The organism is Pyrobaculum organotrophum, from assembly GCF_055384425.1.
On record NZ_AP042430.1, the window covers coordinates 117,042 to 135,500 of the forward strand.

General features: G+C 52.3%; 20 protein-coding genes, 1 tRNA gene, 2 pseudogenes and 1 CRISPR repeat array (1 of these 24 cut by a window edge). Of the genes and pseudogenes, 13 read left to right on the plus strand and 10 right to left on the minus strand.

Going from position 1 to position 18,459, the window contains the following annotated elements:
* The first annotated feature begins 8 nt into the window (after positions 1 to 8).
* The 6 genes from pheS (at position 9) to ACZ49R_RS00785 (ending at position 5,168) form a co-directional block, all read left to right on the plus strand.
* Complete coding sequence (pheS, locus tag ACZ49R_RS00760) at positions 9 to 1,472, plus strand: phenylalanine--tRNA ligase subunit alpha (RefSeq protein WP_464733309.1); 1,464 nt, start codon at positions 9 to 11, stop codon at positions 1,470 to 1,472.
* Entirely contained in the window at positions 1,469 to 2,002 is a 534-nt protein-coding gene (locus tag ACZ49R_RS00765; RefSeq protein WP_464733310.1) for a nicotinamide-nucleotide adenylyltransferase, read from the plus strand. The genes pheS and ACZ49R_RS00765 overlap by 4 nt, the downstream gene beginning before the upstream one ends.
* Before the next feature lie 40 nt (positions 2,003 to 2,042).
* Positions 2,043 to 2,336, plus strand: coding sequence for a hypothetical protein (locus ACZ49R_RS00770; protein ID WP_011763289.1), 294 nt, complete (start codon positions 2,043 to 2,045; stop codon positions 2,334 to 2,336).
* Positions 2,337 to 2,366: 30 nt separating this feature from the next.
* Positions 2,367 to 2,717, plus strand: a complete 351-nt coding sequence (locus ACZ49R_RS00775; protein ID WP_464733311.1) for a hypothetical protein — start codon at positions 2,367 to 2,369, stop codon at positions 2,715 to 2,717.
* A 495-nt stretch (positions 2,718 to 3,212) separates the two neighbouring features.
* On the plus strand, positions 3,213 to 4,844 hold the full coding sequence (locus tag ACZ49R_RS00780; protein ID WP_464734143.1) for a B12-binding domain-containing radical SAM protein: 1,632 nt from the start codon (positions 3,213 to 3,215) through the stop codon (positions 4,842 to 4,844).
* Positions 4,845 to 4,925: 81 nt separating this feature from the next.
* Complete coding sequence (locus ACZ49R_RS00785) at positions 4,926 to 5,168, plus strand: hypothetical protein (RefSeq protein ID WP_464734144.1); 243 nt, start codon at positions 4,926 to 4,928, stop codon at positions 5,166 to 5,168.
* Here ACZ49R_RS00785 and ACZ49R_RS00790 read toward each other — a convergent pair.
* Positions 5,146 to 6,096 (minus strand): annotated as a pseudogene (locus tag ACZ49R_RS00790) (zinc ribbon domain-containing protein); the annotation flags it as partial. The gene ACZ49R_RS00785 and the pseudogene ACZ49R_RS00790 sit on opposite strands and share 23 nt — an antisense overlap.
* Between ACZ49R_RS00790 and ACZ49R_RS00795 the strand changes: the two are divergent.
* The 4 genes and pseudogenes from ACZ49R_RS00795 to ACZ49R_RS00810 all read left to right on the plus strand — a co-directional run.
* Positions 6,091 to 6,732 (plus strand): annotated as a pseudogene (locus ACZ49R_RS00795) (zinc ribbon domain-containing protein); the annotation flags it as partial. The pseudogenes ACZ49R_RS00790 and ACZ49R_RS00795 overlap by 6 nt on opposite strands.
* A gap of 223 nt (positions 6,733 to 6,955) precedes the next feature.
* Positions 6,956 to 7,053 (plus strand) — tRNA-Arg (locus ACZ49R_RS00800).
* A gap of 60 nt (positions 7,054 to 7,113) precedes the next feature.
* Positions 7,114 to 7,263, plus strand: a complete 150-nt coding sequence (locus ACZ49R_RS00805) for a hypothetical protein (protein WP_464733312.1) — start codon at positions 7,114 to 7,116, stop codon at positions 7,261 to 7,263.
* A gap of 171 nt (positions 7,264 to 7,434) precedes the next feature.
* A complete protein-coding gene (locus tag ACZ49R_RS00810; protein ID WP_464733313.1) occupies positions 7,435 to 8,331 on the plus strand; it encodes a ParA family protein in 897 nt (298 codons plus the stop codon).
* Here the strand turns inward: ACZ49R_RS00810 and ACZ49R_RS00815 are convergent.
* Complete coding sequence (locus ACZ49R_RS00815; RefSeq protein ID WP_464733314.1) at positions 8,297 to 8,632, minus strand: hypothetical protein; 336 nt, start codon at positions 8,630 to 8,632, stop codon at positions 8,297 to 8,299. The two genes, ACZ49R_RS00810 and ACZ49R_RS00815, sit on opposite strands and share 35 nt — an antisense overlap.
* A gap of 24 nt (positions 8,633 to 8,656) precedes the next feature.
* Here ACZ49R_RS00815 and ACZ49R_RS00820 point away from each other — a divergent pair, with 24 nt between their 5' ends.
* Positions 8,657 to 9,334 (plus strand): methyltransferase, encoded by a 678-nt coding sequence (locus ACZ49R_RS00820; protein WP_464733315.1) that lies wholly within the window; start codon positions 8,657 to 8,659, stop codon positions 9,332 to 9,334.
* Positions 9,335 to 9,545: 211 nt separating this feature from the next.
* Positions 9,546 to 9,986, plus strand: a complete 441-nt coding sequence (gene sixA / locus ACZ49R_RS00825; RefSeq protein ID WP_464733316.1) for a phosphohistidine phosphatase SixA — start codon at positions 9,546 to 9,548, stop codon at positions 9,984 to 9,986.
* Here the strand turns inward: sixA and ACZ49R_RS00830 are convergent.
* The 8 genes from ACZ49R_RS00830 to ACZ49R_RS00865 form a co-directional block, all read right to left on the minus strand.
* The gene (locus ACZ49R_RS00830) at positions 9,983 to 10,162 is read right to left on the minus strand and encodes a hypothetical protein (RefSeq protein WP_464733317.1); all 180 of its coding nucleotides are present in this window, start codon (positions 10,160 to 10,162) and stop codon (positions 9,983 to 9,985) included. The two genes, sixA and ACZ49R_RS00830, sit on opposite strands and share 4 nt — an antisense overlap.
* A 268-nt stretch (positions 10,163 to 10,430) precedes the next feature.
* Positions 10,431 to 10,661 (minus strand): hypothetical protein, encoded by a 231-nt coding sequence (locus tag ACZ49R_RS00835; RefSeq protein ID WP_464733318.1) that lies wholly within the window; start codon positions 10,659 to 10,661, stop codon positions 10,431 to 10,433.
* Positions 10,662 to 10,740: 79 nt separating this feature from the next.
* Positions 10,741 to 11,001 (minus strand): HD domain-containing protein, encoded by a 261-nt coding sequence (locus ACZ49R_RS00840; protein ID WP_464733319.1) that lies wholly within the window; start codon positions 10,999 to 11,001, stop codon positions 10,741 to 10,743.
* A gap of 120 nt (positions 11,002 to 11,121) precedes the next feature.
* Positions 11,122 to 12,735, minus strand: a complete 1,614-nt coding sequence (locus ACZ49R_RS00845) for a DEAD/DEAH box helicase (RefSeq protein ID WP_464733320.1) — start codon at positions 12,733 to 12,735, stop codon at positions 11,122 to 11,124.
* Positions 12,735 to 13,793 (minus strand): hypothetical protein, encoded by a 1,059-nt coding sequence (locus ACZ49R_RS00850; RefSeq protein WP_464733321.1) that lies wholly within the window; start codon positions 13,791 to 13,793, stop codon positions 12,735 to 12,737. The genes ACZ49R_RS00845 and ACZ49R_RS00850 overlap by 1 nt, the downstream gene beginning before the upstream one ends.
* Positions 13,786 to 14,592, minus strand: coding sequence for a type I-A CRISPR-associated protein Cas5a (gene cas5a / locus ACZ49R_RS00855; protein WP_464733322.1), 807 nt, complete (start codon positions 14,590 to 14,592; stop codon positions 13,786 to 13,788). The genes ACZ49R_RS00850 and cas5a overlap by 8 nt, the downstream gene beginning before the upstream one ends.
* Positions 14,589 to 15,689, minus strand: coding sequence for a DevR family CRISPR-associated autoregulator (locus ACZ49R_RS00860; RefSeq protein ID WP_464733323.1), 1,101 nt, complete (start codon positions 15,687 to 15,689; stop codon positions 14,589 to 14,591). The genes cas5a and ACZ49R_RS00860 overlap by 4 nt, the downstream gene beginning before the upstream one ends.
* Before the next feature lie 2 nt (positions 15,690 to 15,691).
* On the minus strand, positions 15,692 to 16,045 hold the full coding sequence (locus ACZ49R_RS00865; RefSeq protein WP_464733324.1) for a hypothetical protein: 354 nt from the start codon (positions 16,043 to 16,045) through the stop codon (positions 15,692 to 15,694).
* 197 nt (positions 16,046 to 16,242) lie between these two features.
* Between ACZ49R_RS00865 and ACZ49R_RS00870 the strand changes: the two genes are divergently transcribed.
* Complete coding sequence (locus tag ACZ49R_RS00870; protein WP_464733325.1) at positions 16,243 to 16,851, plus strand: hypothetical protein; 609 nt, start codon at positions 16,243 to 16,245, stop codon at positions 16,849 to 16,851.
* 493 nt (positions 16,852 to 17,344) lie between these two features.
* Positions 17,345 to 18,459: direct repeats of the CRISPR family, unit length 25 nt; unit sequence GTTTCTACTATCTTTTGATTTCTGG (it continues 481 nt past the right edge of the window).

Sequence of the window (18,459 nt, forward strand, 5' to 3'; positions counted from 1 at the left end):
ATCTGCCTATGTTTGTCCTCCCTATAATATACGAGATTTTAAAAAGGGCGCAAGACTGGCGACTTTTAGACGATATAGCACGCGAGCTTGGGACGCCGCCAGAGAGTTTGATGAGGTATATAGAGGAGGGGAGGGCGCGAGGCGTTTTGTATGTAGATAAGAGAGTCGTAGAGAGTTTTATACTGACGGAAGAGGGGCAGCGGCGTGTTGCAGAGGGGCTTCCGGAGTATAGACTGTTGAAAAGCGCAGTTTGCGAAGGCGGGAGATGTGTAATAGACCTTTCACAGCCTGAGGTAGAGATAGCACTTGCAAATCTTGCGAAAATAGGCATAAGGCCGAAGGGCCGCGTCTTAGAAATAGACGAAGAGACATATAAGAAGGCGCTTGCGATAGTAGAGGAGAGACAGAGGTTTTTAACAGCTCTAGACTCTGCGCCACGTGAAATTCTACAAGAGTTCCTCAGGCGGAAGCTTGTAAAACGGGTTGAAAAAACACAGATATTTATCAAAGCGGCCGTGCCTATAGACGCCGTACGGCCTGCAGAAGTAAAAACAGCTCTCACAAGTGAAGATATCACAAGCGGCAGATGGCGCGACTATATTCTAAAACCCTTCGACCTCTCCATAGAGCCCCCAGAGTATCCAGCCCCAGTCCCCCACTTTTTCAACGAGTTTCTAAACTACGTGAGAGAGGTCATGGTGGGGCTTGGCTTTGAAGAGGTAAGGGGGCCCATACTAGAGGTGGAATTTTGGAACTTCGACGCGTTATTCCAAGCCCAAGACCACCCGGCCAGAGAAATACACGACACTTTCTACGTAGAGTGGGACGGCCCCGTGGAGCAACCGCCCGCCGAACTCATGGAGGCTGTGAAAAAAGTACATGAAGAAAAGTGGCAATACAAATGGGATCCCAAAAAAGCCCTAAACCTAGTCCTAAGGACACAGACCACCGCCACTACGATAAGAGCGCTGGCAGAGAGAGGCGACGGGGAGTACAAGGTCTTTACAATAGGCAGAGTCTTCCGCCCAGAGAAGCTGGACCCCAAACACAGCATGGAGTTCCACCAGCTAGACGGCATAGTGGTGGGGCCGGGCCTCACCTTTAAACACCTCCTGGGCCAGTTGGAACAGATAGCCAAAGCCCTGGGCATGGACAGAGTCAAGTTCAGGCCGGCCTACTTCCCCTTCACCTCCCCCTCGGTGGAGGTATACGCAGAGCACCCCAAGCTGGGCTGGGTAGAGTTCGGCGGAGCCGGCATATTTAGGCCCGAAGTCACTGAGCCCCTCGGCGTGAGGAAGAGCAGAGTGCTGGCCTGGGGCTGGGGGCTAGATAGAATAGCCATGATAATCCTCGGCATAGACGACATCAGAGAGCTATTTACAAAAGACCTAGAGAAGCTACAGGAGTACTACAGCCGTTGGGTTAAATACAGAAGAAACATCGGCAGTAGAGGCATACGGTATACAATATGAGAGCCCTCTTCCCCGGCCGCTTCCAGCCGCCGCACTGGGGCCATATATATGCCATAAGAGAGATATTGAAAGAGGTAGACGAGGTAGTTATAACAGTGGGCTCGGCCCAGTTTAACTACATAGCAAAAGACCCCTTCACAGCCGGCGAGAGGATATGGATGCTCAGAGAGGCCCTCAGAGAGGCCGGCGTAGACCTATCCCGTGTCTGTACAATCCCCATACCAAACGTCGAAAACAACCTCGAGTGGTTGGGGAGGGTGAAATCATACACGCCCCCCTTCCAAGTGGTGTACACTGGAAATCCATACGTCGCACTCCTCTTCAGAGAGGCGGGGTACGAGGTGAGACAACAGCCCATGTACCAGAGGGAGAGGTACAGCTCCACCAGAGTGAGAGAGCTTATCATAAGGGGAGACCCCCAGTGGGAGGAGCTCGTCCCCAAGTCAGTAGCCCAGATAATAAAGGCCATAGGCGGCGTCGAGAGACTGAGAGTTGCGGCAACAGGCGAGGCGGAGCCACACAAGTGGTAAAAATATACAAAGCCTATAAAAAAGAGACGTAGATATAGATATGGACGAACGCGCCGTACTTGAAAAACTAGACAAATTCCTACACACAGTGAGGTACGACGGCTTCCGCGTCCTCTTCGTCCTCTACTTCGTAAACCAGAGGATAAAATGGGCAGACTTCATAGACACCCTCGACTACGGCTACCTAGGCTCCTCCTTCTACATGGCGGCGCTCAGACTAGAAAAACTAGGCCTCGTCCAGAGAAAACGCCTAGACATAAAGACTTTCGTCAGAATCACAGACAAAGGCAGAAAACTCGTCGAATGTCTAATGCCGTACGTCACAGAGCAATAAAGACATAAAAACAGAAATAGATTTGCCTCTATGGACTGTCTAAAAGAAACCATAGAGAAGTTTAGAACAGTATTTGGAACAGAGGCTCTAGTAGACATACTACAGACAGAACAGGGAGTCATAACGGCGAGATTCCACGGAAACATGTGCTACACCTGCGGCACCATAGACTACTTTGAAGACTTCGCCAGTATGTACAGCGAATGCGTCGGAGAGGAGTGGACAGTCGAGTCATACCAACAGAACCCCGACGGAAGCTACACAGTCATATTCAAGCCAAAAAGAGAACTCAAGACCAGAAAGAGACATATAAAAATCGTCATAGACGGCGCCGAGATAGACTATATAGTAGAAATCCCGACTGCAAAATCCAACTTCTAAAAAACTTTAATTTTAGTTTAGAAAATACCTACCTTAACCATTATTCTCGTAGTTTCGTACGTCTTTATCACCTTCATACCCTTCTTCTCTTCTTTCGTCTTCTCTTCAGTCTTCTCTTCCATAGCATAAAGAAACGTCCAGTATTTAAAAATATACGGTGTATATCGTGTCCCCTCACGGTGCCCCCCTTGTACAACAAGCCTTCCCCGGGGGGCTCGGGGCTCGCCCCCGCCGGGGCCATCTTGCGTTTAGGTTGACCAACCCCATCTTATGGCGCACACCGCTATTTAAGCCTTTCTCAGCCCTCTTCACCACTCCGCCATGAAAGTTATAGATGCTCAAATTCATCCCCGCTTGAAGGGCGGGGCTTTCTGTTGTAAATATCCTTTAGCTCCTGTTAACGATATATTTTCGATATACAAATATATAATTTAGGTCGATAGAGCCCTCCGAAGCTCCTTAAAGTCTTTAAATGTGCTTCGACATATAATACCGATGCCGTGGGAGATCGTCCTCACGGCAGACAGAGGCTCCTTCACAGACTACGGCGGCTCTACCTCGCTCGGCTATATTGCCGATATGCCGGCCCGCCTCGTGCCCCGCCTCTTTATGGATAAGTTTTTCACCCCTCCGATATCCACCGATAGAGACGGCAGAGCCATCTATGCGCCCTACGCCCTAAGGAAAGTCGAGGCCATCCTGGCATCCTCAGGCTACACGGACGTCGCTGTAGTGCCGCCGGAGCGGCTGAGAAAGGCGGTGGGCCCGAAGACAAAGGTTGTGGGCATAAGCGTACATGACCCCTATGGTCTCTCGCCCGTGGGCACCTTCTTGACTACGATTCTGAGCGGAGGGGAGACGTGGACGGCGCGCTTCTTTAGAGAGTTAGGCGAGACTATAGAACAGCTCAAACGTAAATACAACGTCAAGGTGATAGCGGGCGGCCCCGGCGTTGAGCAACTTTTGAGGGCCGGCAAGCCGAGCTGGATCGATGTATTGTTCATAGACGATGTGGAGATCACTCTCCCCAAATGGTTGCCCAAGATAATGGCCGGCGAGGAGGTGCCGCCAGTGATAAGGCCATCGGTGGGCGAGTATCCAGCCGCTGAGGATATACCTGCCATATTGAACCCTGCCAGGTTGGGCGAAGTCCAGATAACGCGCGGGTGCCCGAGAGGGTGCCAGTTCTGTTCTGTAACTCCTGTGACGTTCCGCTCCATACCCATTGAAACTATCGTTAAAGAGGTAGAGGTGAACTTGAGGGCCGGCTGGACTCAAGCCGATCTAATAACTGACGACCTGTTGTTATACGGCACCTCGGCGTACGGGCCCGACAGGCTCAAGGTCAACCACAACGCTATAGTCAGACTATATCAGGCCATAAGGTCCGTCGAAGTTGGCGGAAGGAGAGTTAAGCATATATTCTTCAGCCACGTCTCCGCCGCTGCGGTCGTGGAGTCTCCAAAGACGGTGAAAGCTGTGGCGGAGCTCGGCGGCTTGGGGCCAGACAAGGGAGTCACGCCGGTGATAGGGCTGGAGACAGGCAGCGTGAGGATTCTGAACAAGTATATGAGGAATAAGGCGTATCCTTTCCCGCCGGAGAGATGGCACGACGTAGTGCTAGAGTCGGCTATCATACTCAACGAGAACTACATCTATCCTGCCTATACGATGACGATAGGCTATCCCGATGAGACTGAGGACGATCTGAGGCAGAGCGAGGAAATCGTGGAGAAGATAATAGACCACGATCTAGTCGCGTGGATATTCCCCCTCCCAGTGATACCCATGTACACCTCCGCCTTGAGGGGCCTCAGACACCCCACGCTTGAGGCATTGCCTGAAGGCTTCTGGGATCTGCTCTACATCAGCTGGAGACATAACCTCAAAATCACTAGGAGGTTGGCGCCAGTACTTCTTCAGAACTCTAAAAACAAAATCGTGAGCAAGATCGTGCACTATATGATAGATAGAGTGTTCAACTCCATAGAGTGGTACTTCAGACAGCTCAAAGAGACGAAGGGCCGATCCTCACTTCAACTCTCCACGTTGAATTTAGACAGCGCGTTGGGAGTTCTGAGATCCATCCTCTGGCTAACGAGGATCTCGTTTGGCCTAAAGAGCTAGGCTTTAACGCAACTACAGCTTATTTTTATCAAGTCAGTAGATATCGTGCAGTCGCTCTGCGCCAAATGCCAAGGGAGGAAGATGCTCTGCGGACTTCCTCGCTGTCCCATACTCGACAGAATTAAGGCTGTGAAGGCCTCCCTCTTCAAGATCAGGGGGCGCGAGATCTTTGGAGCAACGCCCCCCGCCGGACGCCTTGGTGGGCGGGGCGGGGGGCCCGGCCGTGCCCGGGCGTACGGGCTCGCCAGATGTAGCAATCGGCCGGTGCCCCAAGGCCGGTTGGTTCATGTAGGGGAATTAGTTACGAGGTTAAAAATGTGGTAGTCGCCGAAAAAGTGGGTTGTTTTGTCTTTTGGAGTAGTTCCCAGTATCTCTTTTTGGCCCATATCAGCGGTACGTTGTCTCGGTTGTCGTTGAAGCCGCAGGTGGGGCAATGCACCCGCCTGTTACTCAGCTCCTCCATCTTCGCGCCGCACTTCGGACAGATGGTCGAATAAAGCCGCTCCTCTAGATACGGAAGGCCGTACCACTGCGCGAGCTCATTCAACCTTCTCCTCAGTTGTCCCAAACCGTCTAGGAAGTGTTTCTTCACTCCGTCTCCATTCTTCTCCTTCAGCTCCCGGTACGTGTCGTCCTCCACTGTGTCGACTACGACAGCGGCTTGGTACTCCCTTGCCAATTTTATGATCTCGCTGGCGATTCGTATCACTACATCTCTCGTCTTCCTAAACCGCTTGGACTTGAGGTGGTGGGCTCTGTCTTCGAGGTGTCTCTTTCTGACGGGGTCCGCCTCCCTCGCGGCCCGTTCCTCGAGACGGCTTATCTCCTCGTGAAGTCTCTCCAACTCCCTTATCACGCCCTCATCGGGAAGTCTCATCCGCCTTACGATCTTGCCGTCTTTTACAACGCCCACCATTATGCCGTGGTCAAGACGGTTCACGTCAACGGCGACAATGGCCTTGGGCTCCACCGGCGTCACCTCTCTGGCGAAGACAAGGGCAACGTAGAGTCTTCCATAGGTCGGCTCCTTCTTACCACTTCTCTTCTCAACGCCGAGAAGCGCCAATTTGAGCCTCGCGCCCTCCTCCAACCGTTTTCTGATCCAAGAGATGTCGCCCTTCTTCAATTTTACGACAAACGGCGGTATGCCCAACTTCCGCACTCTGACTACGCCGCTCTTTAGGTCGACAAAGACGACTCTGCTTATGTCTTTCTCATTTTTGATTCTCAGTTGGGCGTTTAACGGAACCGCCTAGACCACTACATAAAGGTCGGCCTCGTGGCCGACGACAGAGTCGTAGAGTTGCAGAAGTTCCCCAAGAAAGAGCGGATACAGAAGCTTGAGAAGATCCACGCCCACATAAGCCGGCTTAGTAGAGCTCTCGCGCGTGTAGACGAGGATAAGGATCTACGCAGAGCCCTCGACCTCCAGAGACAGCTGTGGAAGCTTAAGACGAAGCGCTACGGCGTAATCCGCGACGTCGTTATAAACGCTGCTCGCGAGATCATAAAACTGGCCAGAGAACGTCAAGTCGCGATCGTAGTAGACACGATGGAAGACGAGAGCTACCGGGTGAAGGAGAGGGGCGGAAACGGCGTGAGGAAGCACCTCCTAGACGGTTTGGGACAACTAAGGAAGCGCCTACAGGCGCTCGCACAATGGTATGGATTGCCGTATCTAGAGGAGAGACTCTACAGCACAGTGTGTTCCCGCTGTGGAGTCAAGATGGCGGTTGAGAACGGCCGCTTCATGCGTTGCCCCGCCTGCGGCTTCAGACCGCACCGCGACAACGTGCCCATGATATGGGCTGAGAGGAGGTATTGGGAAATCCTCCAGAAGACAAAACAACCCGCTTTTTCGGCGACCACCACATTTTTAACTTCGTAAGTTTTCTTATTTCATGAACGGCGCCTGGCCCCCGGGGCGGTTGACGGGGGCGCCAAACTGTTGCGATATAAACGGTTGGCAGACGTCCCCCGTATGACCCGCTCCCTCGCCCCGGTGTGCCCGGGGCGGGCCCCCAAGTCCCCCAGGGAGGGGCCAAGAAAGAGATAGGGGGACGTTTGAAGTCTCTGTAAAGTTTATAAAACAGAAAAATTCAGAAGACCGAGGGCCCGTAGCTCAGCCTGGATAGAGCGGCGGAGGACCACAGGTCCGCCGAACCTTCTAAGCCGTAGGTCGTGGGTTCAAATCCCATCGGGCCCGCCACAAGTCTTTACCTACGTAGACAACGGCCTGGAGGCCGTAGACACAACACGCCTAGACAATATGCAAGACATAGAGGGGGTACAAATCGTTACCACGGAGCCCCCTCCGTCGGTAACCAACTCCAAGCCGACAACGCACTCCACGTCAGAGCTCCTATCGCTGTTGGAAAAAGCCACAGGCGCCCCCACAGAGGAGGACGTGAGGAGATGAGCACTACGTCCAGACGCGCCACCCAGACGCCGAGGACCGCCGGAGGCGGAAGCCAAACCGCTCTGTAGAGACTCCACGGCTCTTGAGAAAACCCACGCCACCTAAAAAGAACTAAGGCGGGCTTAGAATGACTAGAGGTAAAAATATTAAATAATGGCTAAAAATATTATTATGCACACATTAAGTTTTATCTCTGCCTCAGGAGGCGTTGGAAAAACAACCTTTGCCATATTAACAGCCGGCGCCCTAGCGGCGCGGGGAAAGAGAGTGCTTCTAATAGACCTAGACTCTTCAGCCACAGCAACTCTCTGGACAGTCAAAAACGTAGAGGAGAACTGCGACATCAAAACGTTAATGAAAGAACTCCTAGACTATAGACTCGGGAGGACGCGCAACATAAGAGACGTCAGACAGTGTCTACATAAACATAAAGTGAGGGGGCTAGACGCCGTGTTTTACATACTGCCAGGCGGAAATCTCAACGATTTAACAATGGAGATATTTTCAACACCCAAGTGGGAGATATTACTCGACGAGTTAATAGCTCCGATAAAAGAGGACTTCGACTACATAATCGTAGACTCCCCCAACTGGCTCTACCCCCACTTCCCCATGGTCGTGATGTTCACCCCCTTCTACATAGCTCTCACGAGGCCCGGAGGGCCCGAGAGGGAGAAGACAGCCCTACTCCTAGACAGGATATTCGCCATGCTCAAACGCCACTTCTCCATCCCAGAGCCAGAGAAATACGTCGCCGTGCTCCTAAACCAGATAAGGACGACCGACGTAGCCGACATAGAACGGGAGTGGAACACCCTCTACAAGACCCTCGCCGAGAGGTACCCAGGCATCACAGTAATACGCAACGACAAAGCCGACTACTACTACGGAAAGACCCCAACGCCCTTCTACGGCTTCAAGCTCAGAAACGACCTAGGCGCCGAGGAGTACCAAGAGAGGGGACACCCACTGAGAAGTAGCGACAAGGCGATAAAGGCCCAGTTCACGGCGTATATAGAGAGCCTAACGGAGTTCATAAAAGCCAACGCGCCTTACCAAGTGGAATAAGCTCACCCCCCACGTAGAGATATACATCCAAGAGCTGCGAAAGCCACCCCAGGAAATCCCTAAGGCCAGGCCGCGGCTCGTCTGCGATGAGGACAAGAGCCGCCCTCCCCACTCCGTAGAGATACGCCAGGGCCTGCCCCACCCCACAGTAGAAGGTAGAGAGGCACTCCACCTCCACCGGCACACCCCCACACACCAAGTCGGGCACCACCTTCGCAAACCCCAGGTCGATGGGAGACCCCCCAGAGCAGCCGAGCCTAACCCTCAGCGTATTGACCACCTCCGCTTCGCCACAAGCCACAAATATAAGAAGTAGTAGATATATGTGCTACGCGCAGAGATAGCCAGAGCCGCCCTCCGTATTTTACACGCCGCATCGCCAGCCGCAGTGTATAGATTTAGAGACATGGCGCTCTACATCCCACGCGGCGTCTTCAACCCCGTCTTCGCCGTATCAACAGCCCTCGCCATAAGCCACATAGACGCCAGAGGCAGAGTAGCCGACTTAGGCACAGGCTCAGGCGCCATAGCCATAGCCCTAGCCAAAAGCCCCCAGGTAGAGACCGTGTGCGCCTACGACATAAGCCCCCTAGCCCTCGCCACGGCAAGAGTCAACGCAGAGATAAACAGAGTGGCGCACAAAGTCGCAATCTGCCCAACAAGAAAAGCCCTACTAGCCGCGGCCCCCTACGACGTAGTTACGGCAAACCCACCCTACCTCCCCCTAGACCCAAGAGACGAAAAAGACAAAAACTGGTGCGCCGGCCGCCACCTAGAGGCCATAAGAGAAATCACAGCCCAAGCAACCCACATACTCAAGCCAGGGGGAACACTCTACATCACAGCCTCAACCCTCACCGACATGAAGCAGGCCGCCAAAATACTAGCCCAACACGGCCTCACCCCAAAGATAAAAGCCTGTACAACAACGCCCCTAGACCACATATGCCTCATAGAGGCGCACAAGACTCCACAACTGAGACACATCCTGCTTAAGCCCTAGAAGGCAGGCACACGAGAGACGCCGCCGGACCCCACACCGCAGTTGTAGAATCAAAGCCCCGCGGAAGGCCACAAAGACGCGGGGCCTCAGCCCACGGCTCCACCGGCGCCGGTAACACACGACGAGGTAGCCGCCGCGTCTACTAGACGCCCCCCGGGAAGGGGGCGGCGAGACGCCGAAAAAGAATTAAAAGGAGGGAGTGGGGAGTGACATGCCCCTCCTCTGCCTAGTCCAACACGGTAAGGCCTACCCCGAGGGCGTCGACCCCGAGAGGAGCTTGACGCCCGAGGGGGTCGACGAGACGAGGAAAGTGGCCGCGGCGCTGGCGAGAGCCGGCGTGAAAATCGCCGCGATATACCACAGCGGGAAGAAGAGGGCGAGGCAGACAGCCGAGATCTTCGCAGAGGCCCTCAAGCCCGCCAGGCTGGAGGAGGCACAGGGCCTAAACCCCAACGACGACCCGGCCCCCTGGGCGCAGCGTATAAACGCCATAGCCGAAGACACAATGATAGTGGGCCACCTCCCCCACCTAGCCCGCCTCGCCGCCCTCCTCCTAGGGGCCGACGTCGTAGAGTTCCGCTACTCAGCCGCCCTCTGCCTCTCCGGGCCGCCCTGGAAAATAAAATGGTATCTAACGCCGGAGCTGGCCTAGATCTCCACCAAGCGCTCCACATCGCCGAGACTCTCACGAAAGATCCGGCGAAAACGTAGAACCCCCTCGGCTCCGGTCCCCACCTGCTCCCTCTTGACGCCGGGGCATTCCACGACGTCGGGCCACATCACCTCGGCGCCCCTCCCTAAGGCTAAGACATCTCTCAACCTTGCCAAGCTCTCTCACACAGACGTTCAGTAGAAATAGACGGCCCCCTTCCAGCGCAAAACGCCTCAGAAGCTCGGTCTTCCCAATCCTCTGTACTTCCATATATAATAACCAGCGTTCCCGCCTATGGTAGAGCTCCTCAAGCCACCCCTCTGATCAAAAGATCGAGCCACATTGTAAATGAAATTTTTCACCGGCAAGACTGTACAGAACGTGAGGAGGCCACGATGCCTCGCGAGACTCATGCGGCGGCCGGGCCGCCGGCTTTAACCGGGCCTACGCTAGCCCAGAGCGCTGCGAGGAAAGCAGGTTCTCAACAAACTTCACCACGTCGGTGAGATATACGCTGTTTCTATCCTCCCACCCACTCTCCCTAGCCCACATCACAACTGCGTAATTGTCTGCCAACATCAACACAGCCGTCAAAATTCTCTCATAGTTCCTGCCTCCACATACCTCTCCTTTCCACTCTAACAACTTTCTGATCCTATTATTGTCACTATACAATATTTTTTCAACTTGTTCAATATTAATTTTCTCAGATATATATTTGTTTAGTTCGTCAAAGAACTTATAAAGTAGATGTTTATTTTTTCTTATAAGCTTCTCTGGCCTTGTTTATCATTTCGTCTGGAAGCGGAACTCCCCTCAAACCCTGGTGGTGCAACATGATGGCTCTCACAATTTGATAGCGGCCCACAACCGCGGCTAAGACAGCCCCCACAACCTCATGTCCATTAAAGCCGAGCTCCTCCCCCTCCTTTACACAGCTCTCCCTCTGGTACAACGCCTTTCCTACATCGTGTAACAAGCCGGCGAGGTACGCGTCCCTCCTCCACGTCAACATCTCTACAGACCAGCCCTAGGGATCTGACGATAGACTTTGCGAAATTGGCCACTCTAACTAAGTGACCTAGGAGAGGCTCCCCCACCCACCTCCCGTCTCTGCATCTAGCCCTGGCGTATATCAACATGGTTTCAAAGAAATAAACCTCCTCCCGCTGTCAACCCCCACTTCGTATTCGTCGTACATCTCCTTTCTCAGCCGAATGCCCACGACGGTACCCCCTCTCCTCATCACTTCCCAGAGCGTGGTGAGAGGCCTCTTCGCCAGTTTGTCAACTCTAACCTCAACCGTCTTACCCCCCCTTACCTCTAGCTCTACACGGTCATAGCCTTTAGCTCTAGATAGATTCCTCAGCGTCTCAACATCAAGAGGAATTTCGTCGCCCCCTGCAACCGCCTTAAGTATGGCTGAGCTTCTGACCAAAGTACCACCTCGCTTATCCAGCTCCTCTATGGCCCACTCCGGCTTCACAGCTATCTCATCCAATATGCCAAGTAGATTTTCTACATCTCTGTTGTTGCCCACAAGCTTACCCCTTATCTTATCGTCTACGTCGGTTAGTAATTGTAAGTAGTCGTATTTCCCCACTGGAACCTTCCAGTTGATCTCCTCGCCGTGCTCCTGCAACAGCCGAAAAGTAACCTCAGTAATCTCTTCGTCGTAGACCCCCCTCGCCGCATCTAGATACGACATCACCTCTACGTTACCCTTAGGGGAGTCCCTAAACCTTGCGACGCGGCCGGTCCTCTGGATAATAGAAAAGGCGGGAGCCGCCTCAGTCACCAGTCTCTTAAAGCTTACGTCAATGCCGGCCTCCGCCACCTGAGTCGCTATGAGGGGGCGTGAAGTAATTAGCTCCAGTAAGCCCTGGCGAGAGCCCACTCCAATTTTCCCATGGAGCAATAAGCTCCGGCGTTTATCTCTCTCCCACAGAAAATGAGACCTCCTCCACGAATTAAGCGCGACGTAATCCCCACCCCCCACCGAGATGTCTGGCACCCTAACTCTACAGATCTCTTCATAGGCGACATCGATAACCTTAACGCCCTTAAGCTTTCCCTCCATCTCTCTTCTAAACTCATCGTTTGGCTCTATCACCTCTACCCTCGTCTCTCCAACTAACCGCCTAAGCTCATCGACGTATCTATGTCCACTGGGCGCATAGACGAGGACTCTGTCGGGCTGCAAGTCGGCGACCATACTCGGCGTGAGAGTAGCCGTGAGCACTAGAACGCCTCTTCTCACAAGCCCCCTCTTCCTTAAAATCTCTATGGCGGTCTTCACCGAAGTCTGGATTTTGGAGTAGTCCCCCCGCTCGCCGTCGCCGTCCGGAGACACCATCAGGTGATACTCGTCAAATATAACGAAGTCTGCAAAACGCGCTAGAAGCCACGCCACATCCGAATGCCACGTTTCGCGAAACATCTCATGCACAGGTATACCAAAAAGATTGAGAATAAAGCTATCTAGAGTCACAACGTTATACATAGCGGCTAAGTAAGGCGATTTACAAACACCAGGTATAGACATGCCCGCTTGATAACATACATCAAATCCACTACTCTGTAGCCGGGTAGCCAACTGCTGAACAATAGCCTGAAGAGGCAAGACGTGGACCACTCTTACATGCCTCAACCCGGCCCGCATCAAAGCAGTGGTCTTCCCATAGCCAGTGGGCAAAATCCACACGTTCAAACCGCCGCCGCGCGGCAGAAATTCAGACAAGTCAACCATTATACACAGACTCTGAGATCCCGCGTTACGCCGTAATAGAGGTCGTAGTCTATCCTGCCGGCCATGGCCTCCTCAGCTACAGACAAAGCTCTAGACATCACGCCAGGGCAAGCCCTAGCCCTCCTGATCATAAACATCAAGACATCGGCAAGCCTCCTCGCCCGCTCGTCGTCACTCCGACCCCCAACGCCTACCTCACTTGCAACTGAAGCAAGCGCCCGGCCTGCATTTGCCGCCTCATCGCCAGTGATAAAATAAATAAGCGGGTAATCAGACACGTTAACCACCGCCAAAGAGGGAATATCCCTCAGCTCCGACACAGACGACTTCTCCAAACCCCACCTCACCAAGTACAACATCAGCCAAGTCAACAACAGACGCGAAGGTGCCACCTCATTGCTGTAGGGTATCTGCGGCATATTTAGCCTAATAATCGGTCTACCATTACTATCCTTATCTATTGAATAGAGCTCTTCGACAAACACCCTATTAAGCTTGGTGTTAACGCCTAATCCGGAAAGAAGGACTAAGTACCTCGAGTCGCCGAGTCTACGTTCGTCTACTCTGCCCAAAACCCAGGCAAAAAAGCCGCCAAACGAAGCGATATTTAGATGTCCACCAACCGGCCTAACCTGAGCCCCAGCCCCTTCGCGCCTCTCATTAAAAAGCCAAGGCGCTCTTGAATAAAAGTACACACTCATATCGCGAACAATTTGCTTAGGCCTCATGCCTTTCCAACCTTGTGCACCAACCCCCAAACGTATTTCATAATTCTCAAATCTTATATTTTCATAGAACTCTCTACAGAAGTCATTAGGCGTATTTAGTGGCTGTCTTAGTCCCAATCCTTCTTTGACAGCATCAAACGCATTGCCGCCTGATATTTCAACCACATCTCCCCTAAGGTCTACGCCGAGGTTTTTCTTATATGCGACGACAGTAAATGCGGTCAGTATGGCATATCGAGCAACCGGAGTCACCTCGGGCGGCAACCTGACGAACAGCCGATCGTTAGAACACAGAGAAGAGCCGGCTTGGACCCCCCTCCTCCTAGACATACCAGAACGCCTGATCCGGCACCCCTACCCTAACGCCGAGGACCTCGCCGAATAGACAATCGCTCTTGCAACCGACATCGACATGCATATCGTGCCAAGGCGCCACGAACTGCTTCTCCACCAGCGTACAGCCGCTCAGCCGGCGGAGGGCGTATGAACACCTCCAGCTAGGTCTCCCCCCCTCGTACGATATGTGGAAGGCCACTACGTCGTAATACCCAGCGTATTTGACAAGTCCCTCTATAGGCATATACGTCTGAGTCCGACCGCTGTTGCCTGGGCTTAAAGTCCCCACACCCACCTCCTTCACTGTGACCAGCGACTCTTTGCTACCAACGCGGGTCACATATTGGGAACAGTCACGTAGTTTCTTCACTCTACCATTGTCATCTCTCTCAAAGACAACGACGAGAATGAGCTCGCCCCCGGGCGCTATTACAGCGCCTAGTCCAACTGGCGCGAAAAGCTCGCTTACGGTCCCACGCTCGGCAATCTCTTGAAGAGTCCGAAAGGACTGATACGGACCTGTGAAGTACCTTATCTGGAGAGTCGTCGGCGCGCTGTAGGAGCCCCAGGCAGCCGCCGCCCATCTAACCCGGTACTCCTCTGCGAACACCGCGCTCATGGAAACCCCCTTCACTACGTCTAACTCCCTCTTCCCTTCGGCGCAAGCCGCGGCCAAGGCCCCCACTACAGTAGGCGGAGGAGGAAGCCGATAAGAGGCTTGAAGCTTGGAGCCAAGCGGCGTCCTGACCGAAAAACCCCAGTGGAGTTTCACCCTAACACCCAGAAGTCTCATGGAGATTTGGCGAGACCCACGGCGCTGACAAGCTCGTTAATAAAGTCCCTCGCAGCCGCCGACCTCTTGATGACAAGTTTATCAGACGGGAAGCTCCTCCGCCTCAGCGCCTGTTCAACCTCGGCCCTCGTGGTCCACGCAATAACTCTGTCAGCCCCCAGTTCCTTCGCCCTCTCAAGAGTGCCGTCAACAAATTCGTCAAATCTCAGAGTAGGAGGCGACACTTGTATAGGCCTCTTTGCCACCACGGCGAGGGCCAGCTCCACATATCCATGCGGATTATACCTACTTCTCTTCGCCCCAAAGTCCAAGTCCAGCACAGGCTCCAGAGCCTCAATCGCCAACCTACGCCTGATCTGCGGAGGACATTTGTCGTCCTTCACCTCCTCACCAGTCGTCGAAAGAACCCCTATGCCGCCTAGATTCAGATTCACAGTCAAGCCGTAGACTGCCGACGCTATCTGTACATAATAAGGCGCTTGGACCGGAGTCTGGTAGCCCCCAGGGCGTAGAGCCTCCGCCTGAGGGGCGTGCCTCACCTGGAGCTGTACATCGAGCTGCGCCGCTCCGCTCTCAAGCGCGTCGAGAGTAGGTACGGCATAGCTAAACGCAACGTTCGACGTACGCTTCACCGGGCCTTGCGTTATGAGAAAGCCAGCCACGTCCTCCACCACGCTGTTAGTTACCACAATCCGCTCCAACTCAACTATATTCTGGTAGCTCAACTTATTCTCTTGCGCCAACATCTTCTGCACCATCTCCACCAAACTCCGTTCCCACTCCTTCAACCTCCTCTTTATGTTATCATTACCGTAGAAGTTTACTATGTCGAAGTGTTTCAAAAACTCTCCCTGCTCGCTCCAGTAGTCAAGCCGCTCTTTACATCCATCGCTCGACTTCACTAATTTGACAAGCTCAACCTGGTATCTATGGGCCAAGGCCTCCCCACTTATCGCCGGCACCCACCTCACAATGTACCTCCCATCCATATGCATTACCACAGGCACCGTCCTATGCCGCGTGACATTACCCACGCTCTCCACCATATTTAACGCCTCAACATTTATCAAAGCCCTAACCCCAATTGAGACAAACATAGCTACTCCCCAGCCGCCTCCTTTTCCTCCTCCTCCTTCTCAGCCCTCTCCCTATAAGCCACGGCCCTAGTCGCCAACCTCTTAGCCATAATAAGCGCCCGCTCTAGACACGATGGGTCTGAAACATCGTGCTCAATAGCCCGCACAACTCCGTCAAGCAACTTCCGATCCTCCGGACTCCTCACCCCCCTCATAACTTCGTAAACAGCCACCAACAACGACTGCGCACTCGTGGCATACGCCATTTTATCAATAGGCGAAAACACGTTTTCCCTAACAAAGTTCCTATACAACACCTCGGCAGCCTTAACTATATCACTAGAACGTACGCCATCTGAGAAACACTTCTGGGACATGTAAAAACCTTTTCAACACTTTTTTAAACATCAAAAACTGTACAATCGCCGAGCCACATCTCTTGACCTCATAACAATATCCCATTTACAATCATATATTAACGTAATAGAGAATCGACGTCCACTACTTAAACAGGAATATATACGAATCAAAGATTCCATCGACAAAAATAATATTTAAAAGACTCAAAAAATATATGCGGATCCTAGTTGCGTCGCTAGGCTTCTCCTACCACCACGTAATGGCGGCGGCAAATAGATGCGGCCCAAACAAAATCGTCTTGGTCACAGTGGACCGGGAAAACGAGAGGACAAAAAACGCCGTGGAGGAGGTGCGGCTCTACGCGAGGAGAGTAGGGGCGGCGCTGGAGGAGGCCTCCCTAAACCCCGAAGACTTCTGGAAGTGCGTCGGCGACGCCGCCGAGCTGTTCAGCGAAAGAGGCGGCGAGTACTGCCTCGACATAGGCGGAGGGGTAAGAGCACTCTCCCTCTGCCTCTACACCGCCGCGCTACTGGCAGTCAGGCTGTGGAACACCAAGATAGAGGCAGTCTACACTATGGCAGAACACGCCGAGAGGATAGTCCAGATAGACCTAATGCCAATACTCTACGTCAACGAACTCACACGCTCTAACGCAAACGCCAGAAGAAGAATCCTAGAAGAGCTGGCCAAAGGCCCCCTAGAAGACCTCGGACGATACGACAAAAAAATCCTAAAAGAATTCACAAAACACGGACTCCTAAACAACGACAAACTCACAGAAGCAGGAAAAACACTCCTAAAATACATCCAACGCCGCACATAACCACCAAATATATATCCACAGGCGAAACAAAAAGCGGAAATATAAACATCAACACCAAGAGAATGGAAAGTCTTTACTATTTTTTGATTTCTGGTTTTTTCTTCTTTTTTCACATCCTCTCCTATACCTCCTTCTGTTTTTTACTATCTTTTGATTTCTGAACCACAGCTGTGAGGATGGCTGTGATGAGGATCTGTGGCACCGGGGCGTTTCTACTATCTTTTGATTTCTGGAGGTGCAAAAAATGGTGGAAAAGGCAAAGGAGAAATTCGGTATACCGTTTCTACTATCTTTTGATTTCTGGTGGTGCCCCAGTAGTCGAACATGCCCCAGCGCGTCATCCAACGGTTTCTACTATCTTTTGATTTCTGGCTCCACCGCCGCCCAGAAGTCGCCGCCCCTCTTGTCTGTCGACAACACGTGCAGTTTCTACTATACTTTTGATTTCTGGAGCTAGCAACGGACATGTGAAGCACAAGAACAGAGTGAGGTAGTTTCTACTATCTTTTGATTTCTGGGTACCCCATGTGGGTACACCCCGAGCCAGGCATATTCTTCTGGCAGTTTCTACTATCTTTTGATTTCTGGCGACATGTTTGGCAAAAACGGCACCCCCATCGCCATGGTGGCGTTTCTACTATCTTTTGATTTCTGGGCTTTGCGTATGGCGTTGCGTATAAGCGTTGCGTATTTTCACGTTTCTACTATCTTTTGATTTCTGCGCTGGGGCTCAAGTGGGGTAGGCCGGAGATTGTAGAGGCGGTTTCTACTATCTTTTGATTTCTGGACCATGCGTTTCAAGTGGTGGTAGCACCACCTGTTGTGCCAGTTTCTACTATCTTTTGATTTCTGGGGCCATTCAACAGGCCTTGGTTTCTGCCGCCAACGACATGCAGGTTTCTACTATCTTTTGATTTCTGGGTGAGGGGGCTGGCGACGTTTAGGTGTGTAGGCGATAGGATAGGGTTTCTACTATCTTTTGATTTCTGGAAAATTCTCTACTACCATGGAAACGAAATTCAAGATAGAAAGACTAGAAACAGAGTTTCTACTATCTTTTGATTTCTGGTCTGGGATAGGGAGGCCTCCCAGGCCTCCCAGACGTCAGTGGAAGTTTCTACTATCTTTTGATTTCTGGAGTACTGCAGACAGACGCACTGTTTCGCCATTACCAAGTATGGGGTTTCTACTATCTTTTGATTTCTGGGACATGGCAGTAGACCTAAGAGAGTTAAGAACCGAAATACCAGTTTCTACTATCTTTTGATTTCTGGCTGAACAGCCTCGAGACGGTGAGGAGGGCGGCGGCAGAGCTAGTGTTTCTACTATCTTTTGATTTCTGGCTGATCGTGAAAAGCCCTAAGTGGGAGATACCGGAGGAGGTGAGGTTTCTACTATCTTTTGATTTCTGGGACAGGAGCATGCGGTAGGAGGAGAACACGTCGTCTGGCACTTTGTTTCTACTATCTTTTGATTTCTGGTATTTGCAATAGCGGTAGTTCCAATTAGGCGCTTAATAGTATATGTTTCTACTATCTTTTGATTTCTGGAGTTGCGGAGAAGAGTGATGGCGTACAAGATATTCGAGGTTTCTACTATCTTTTGATT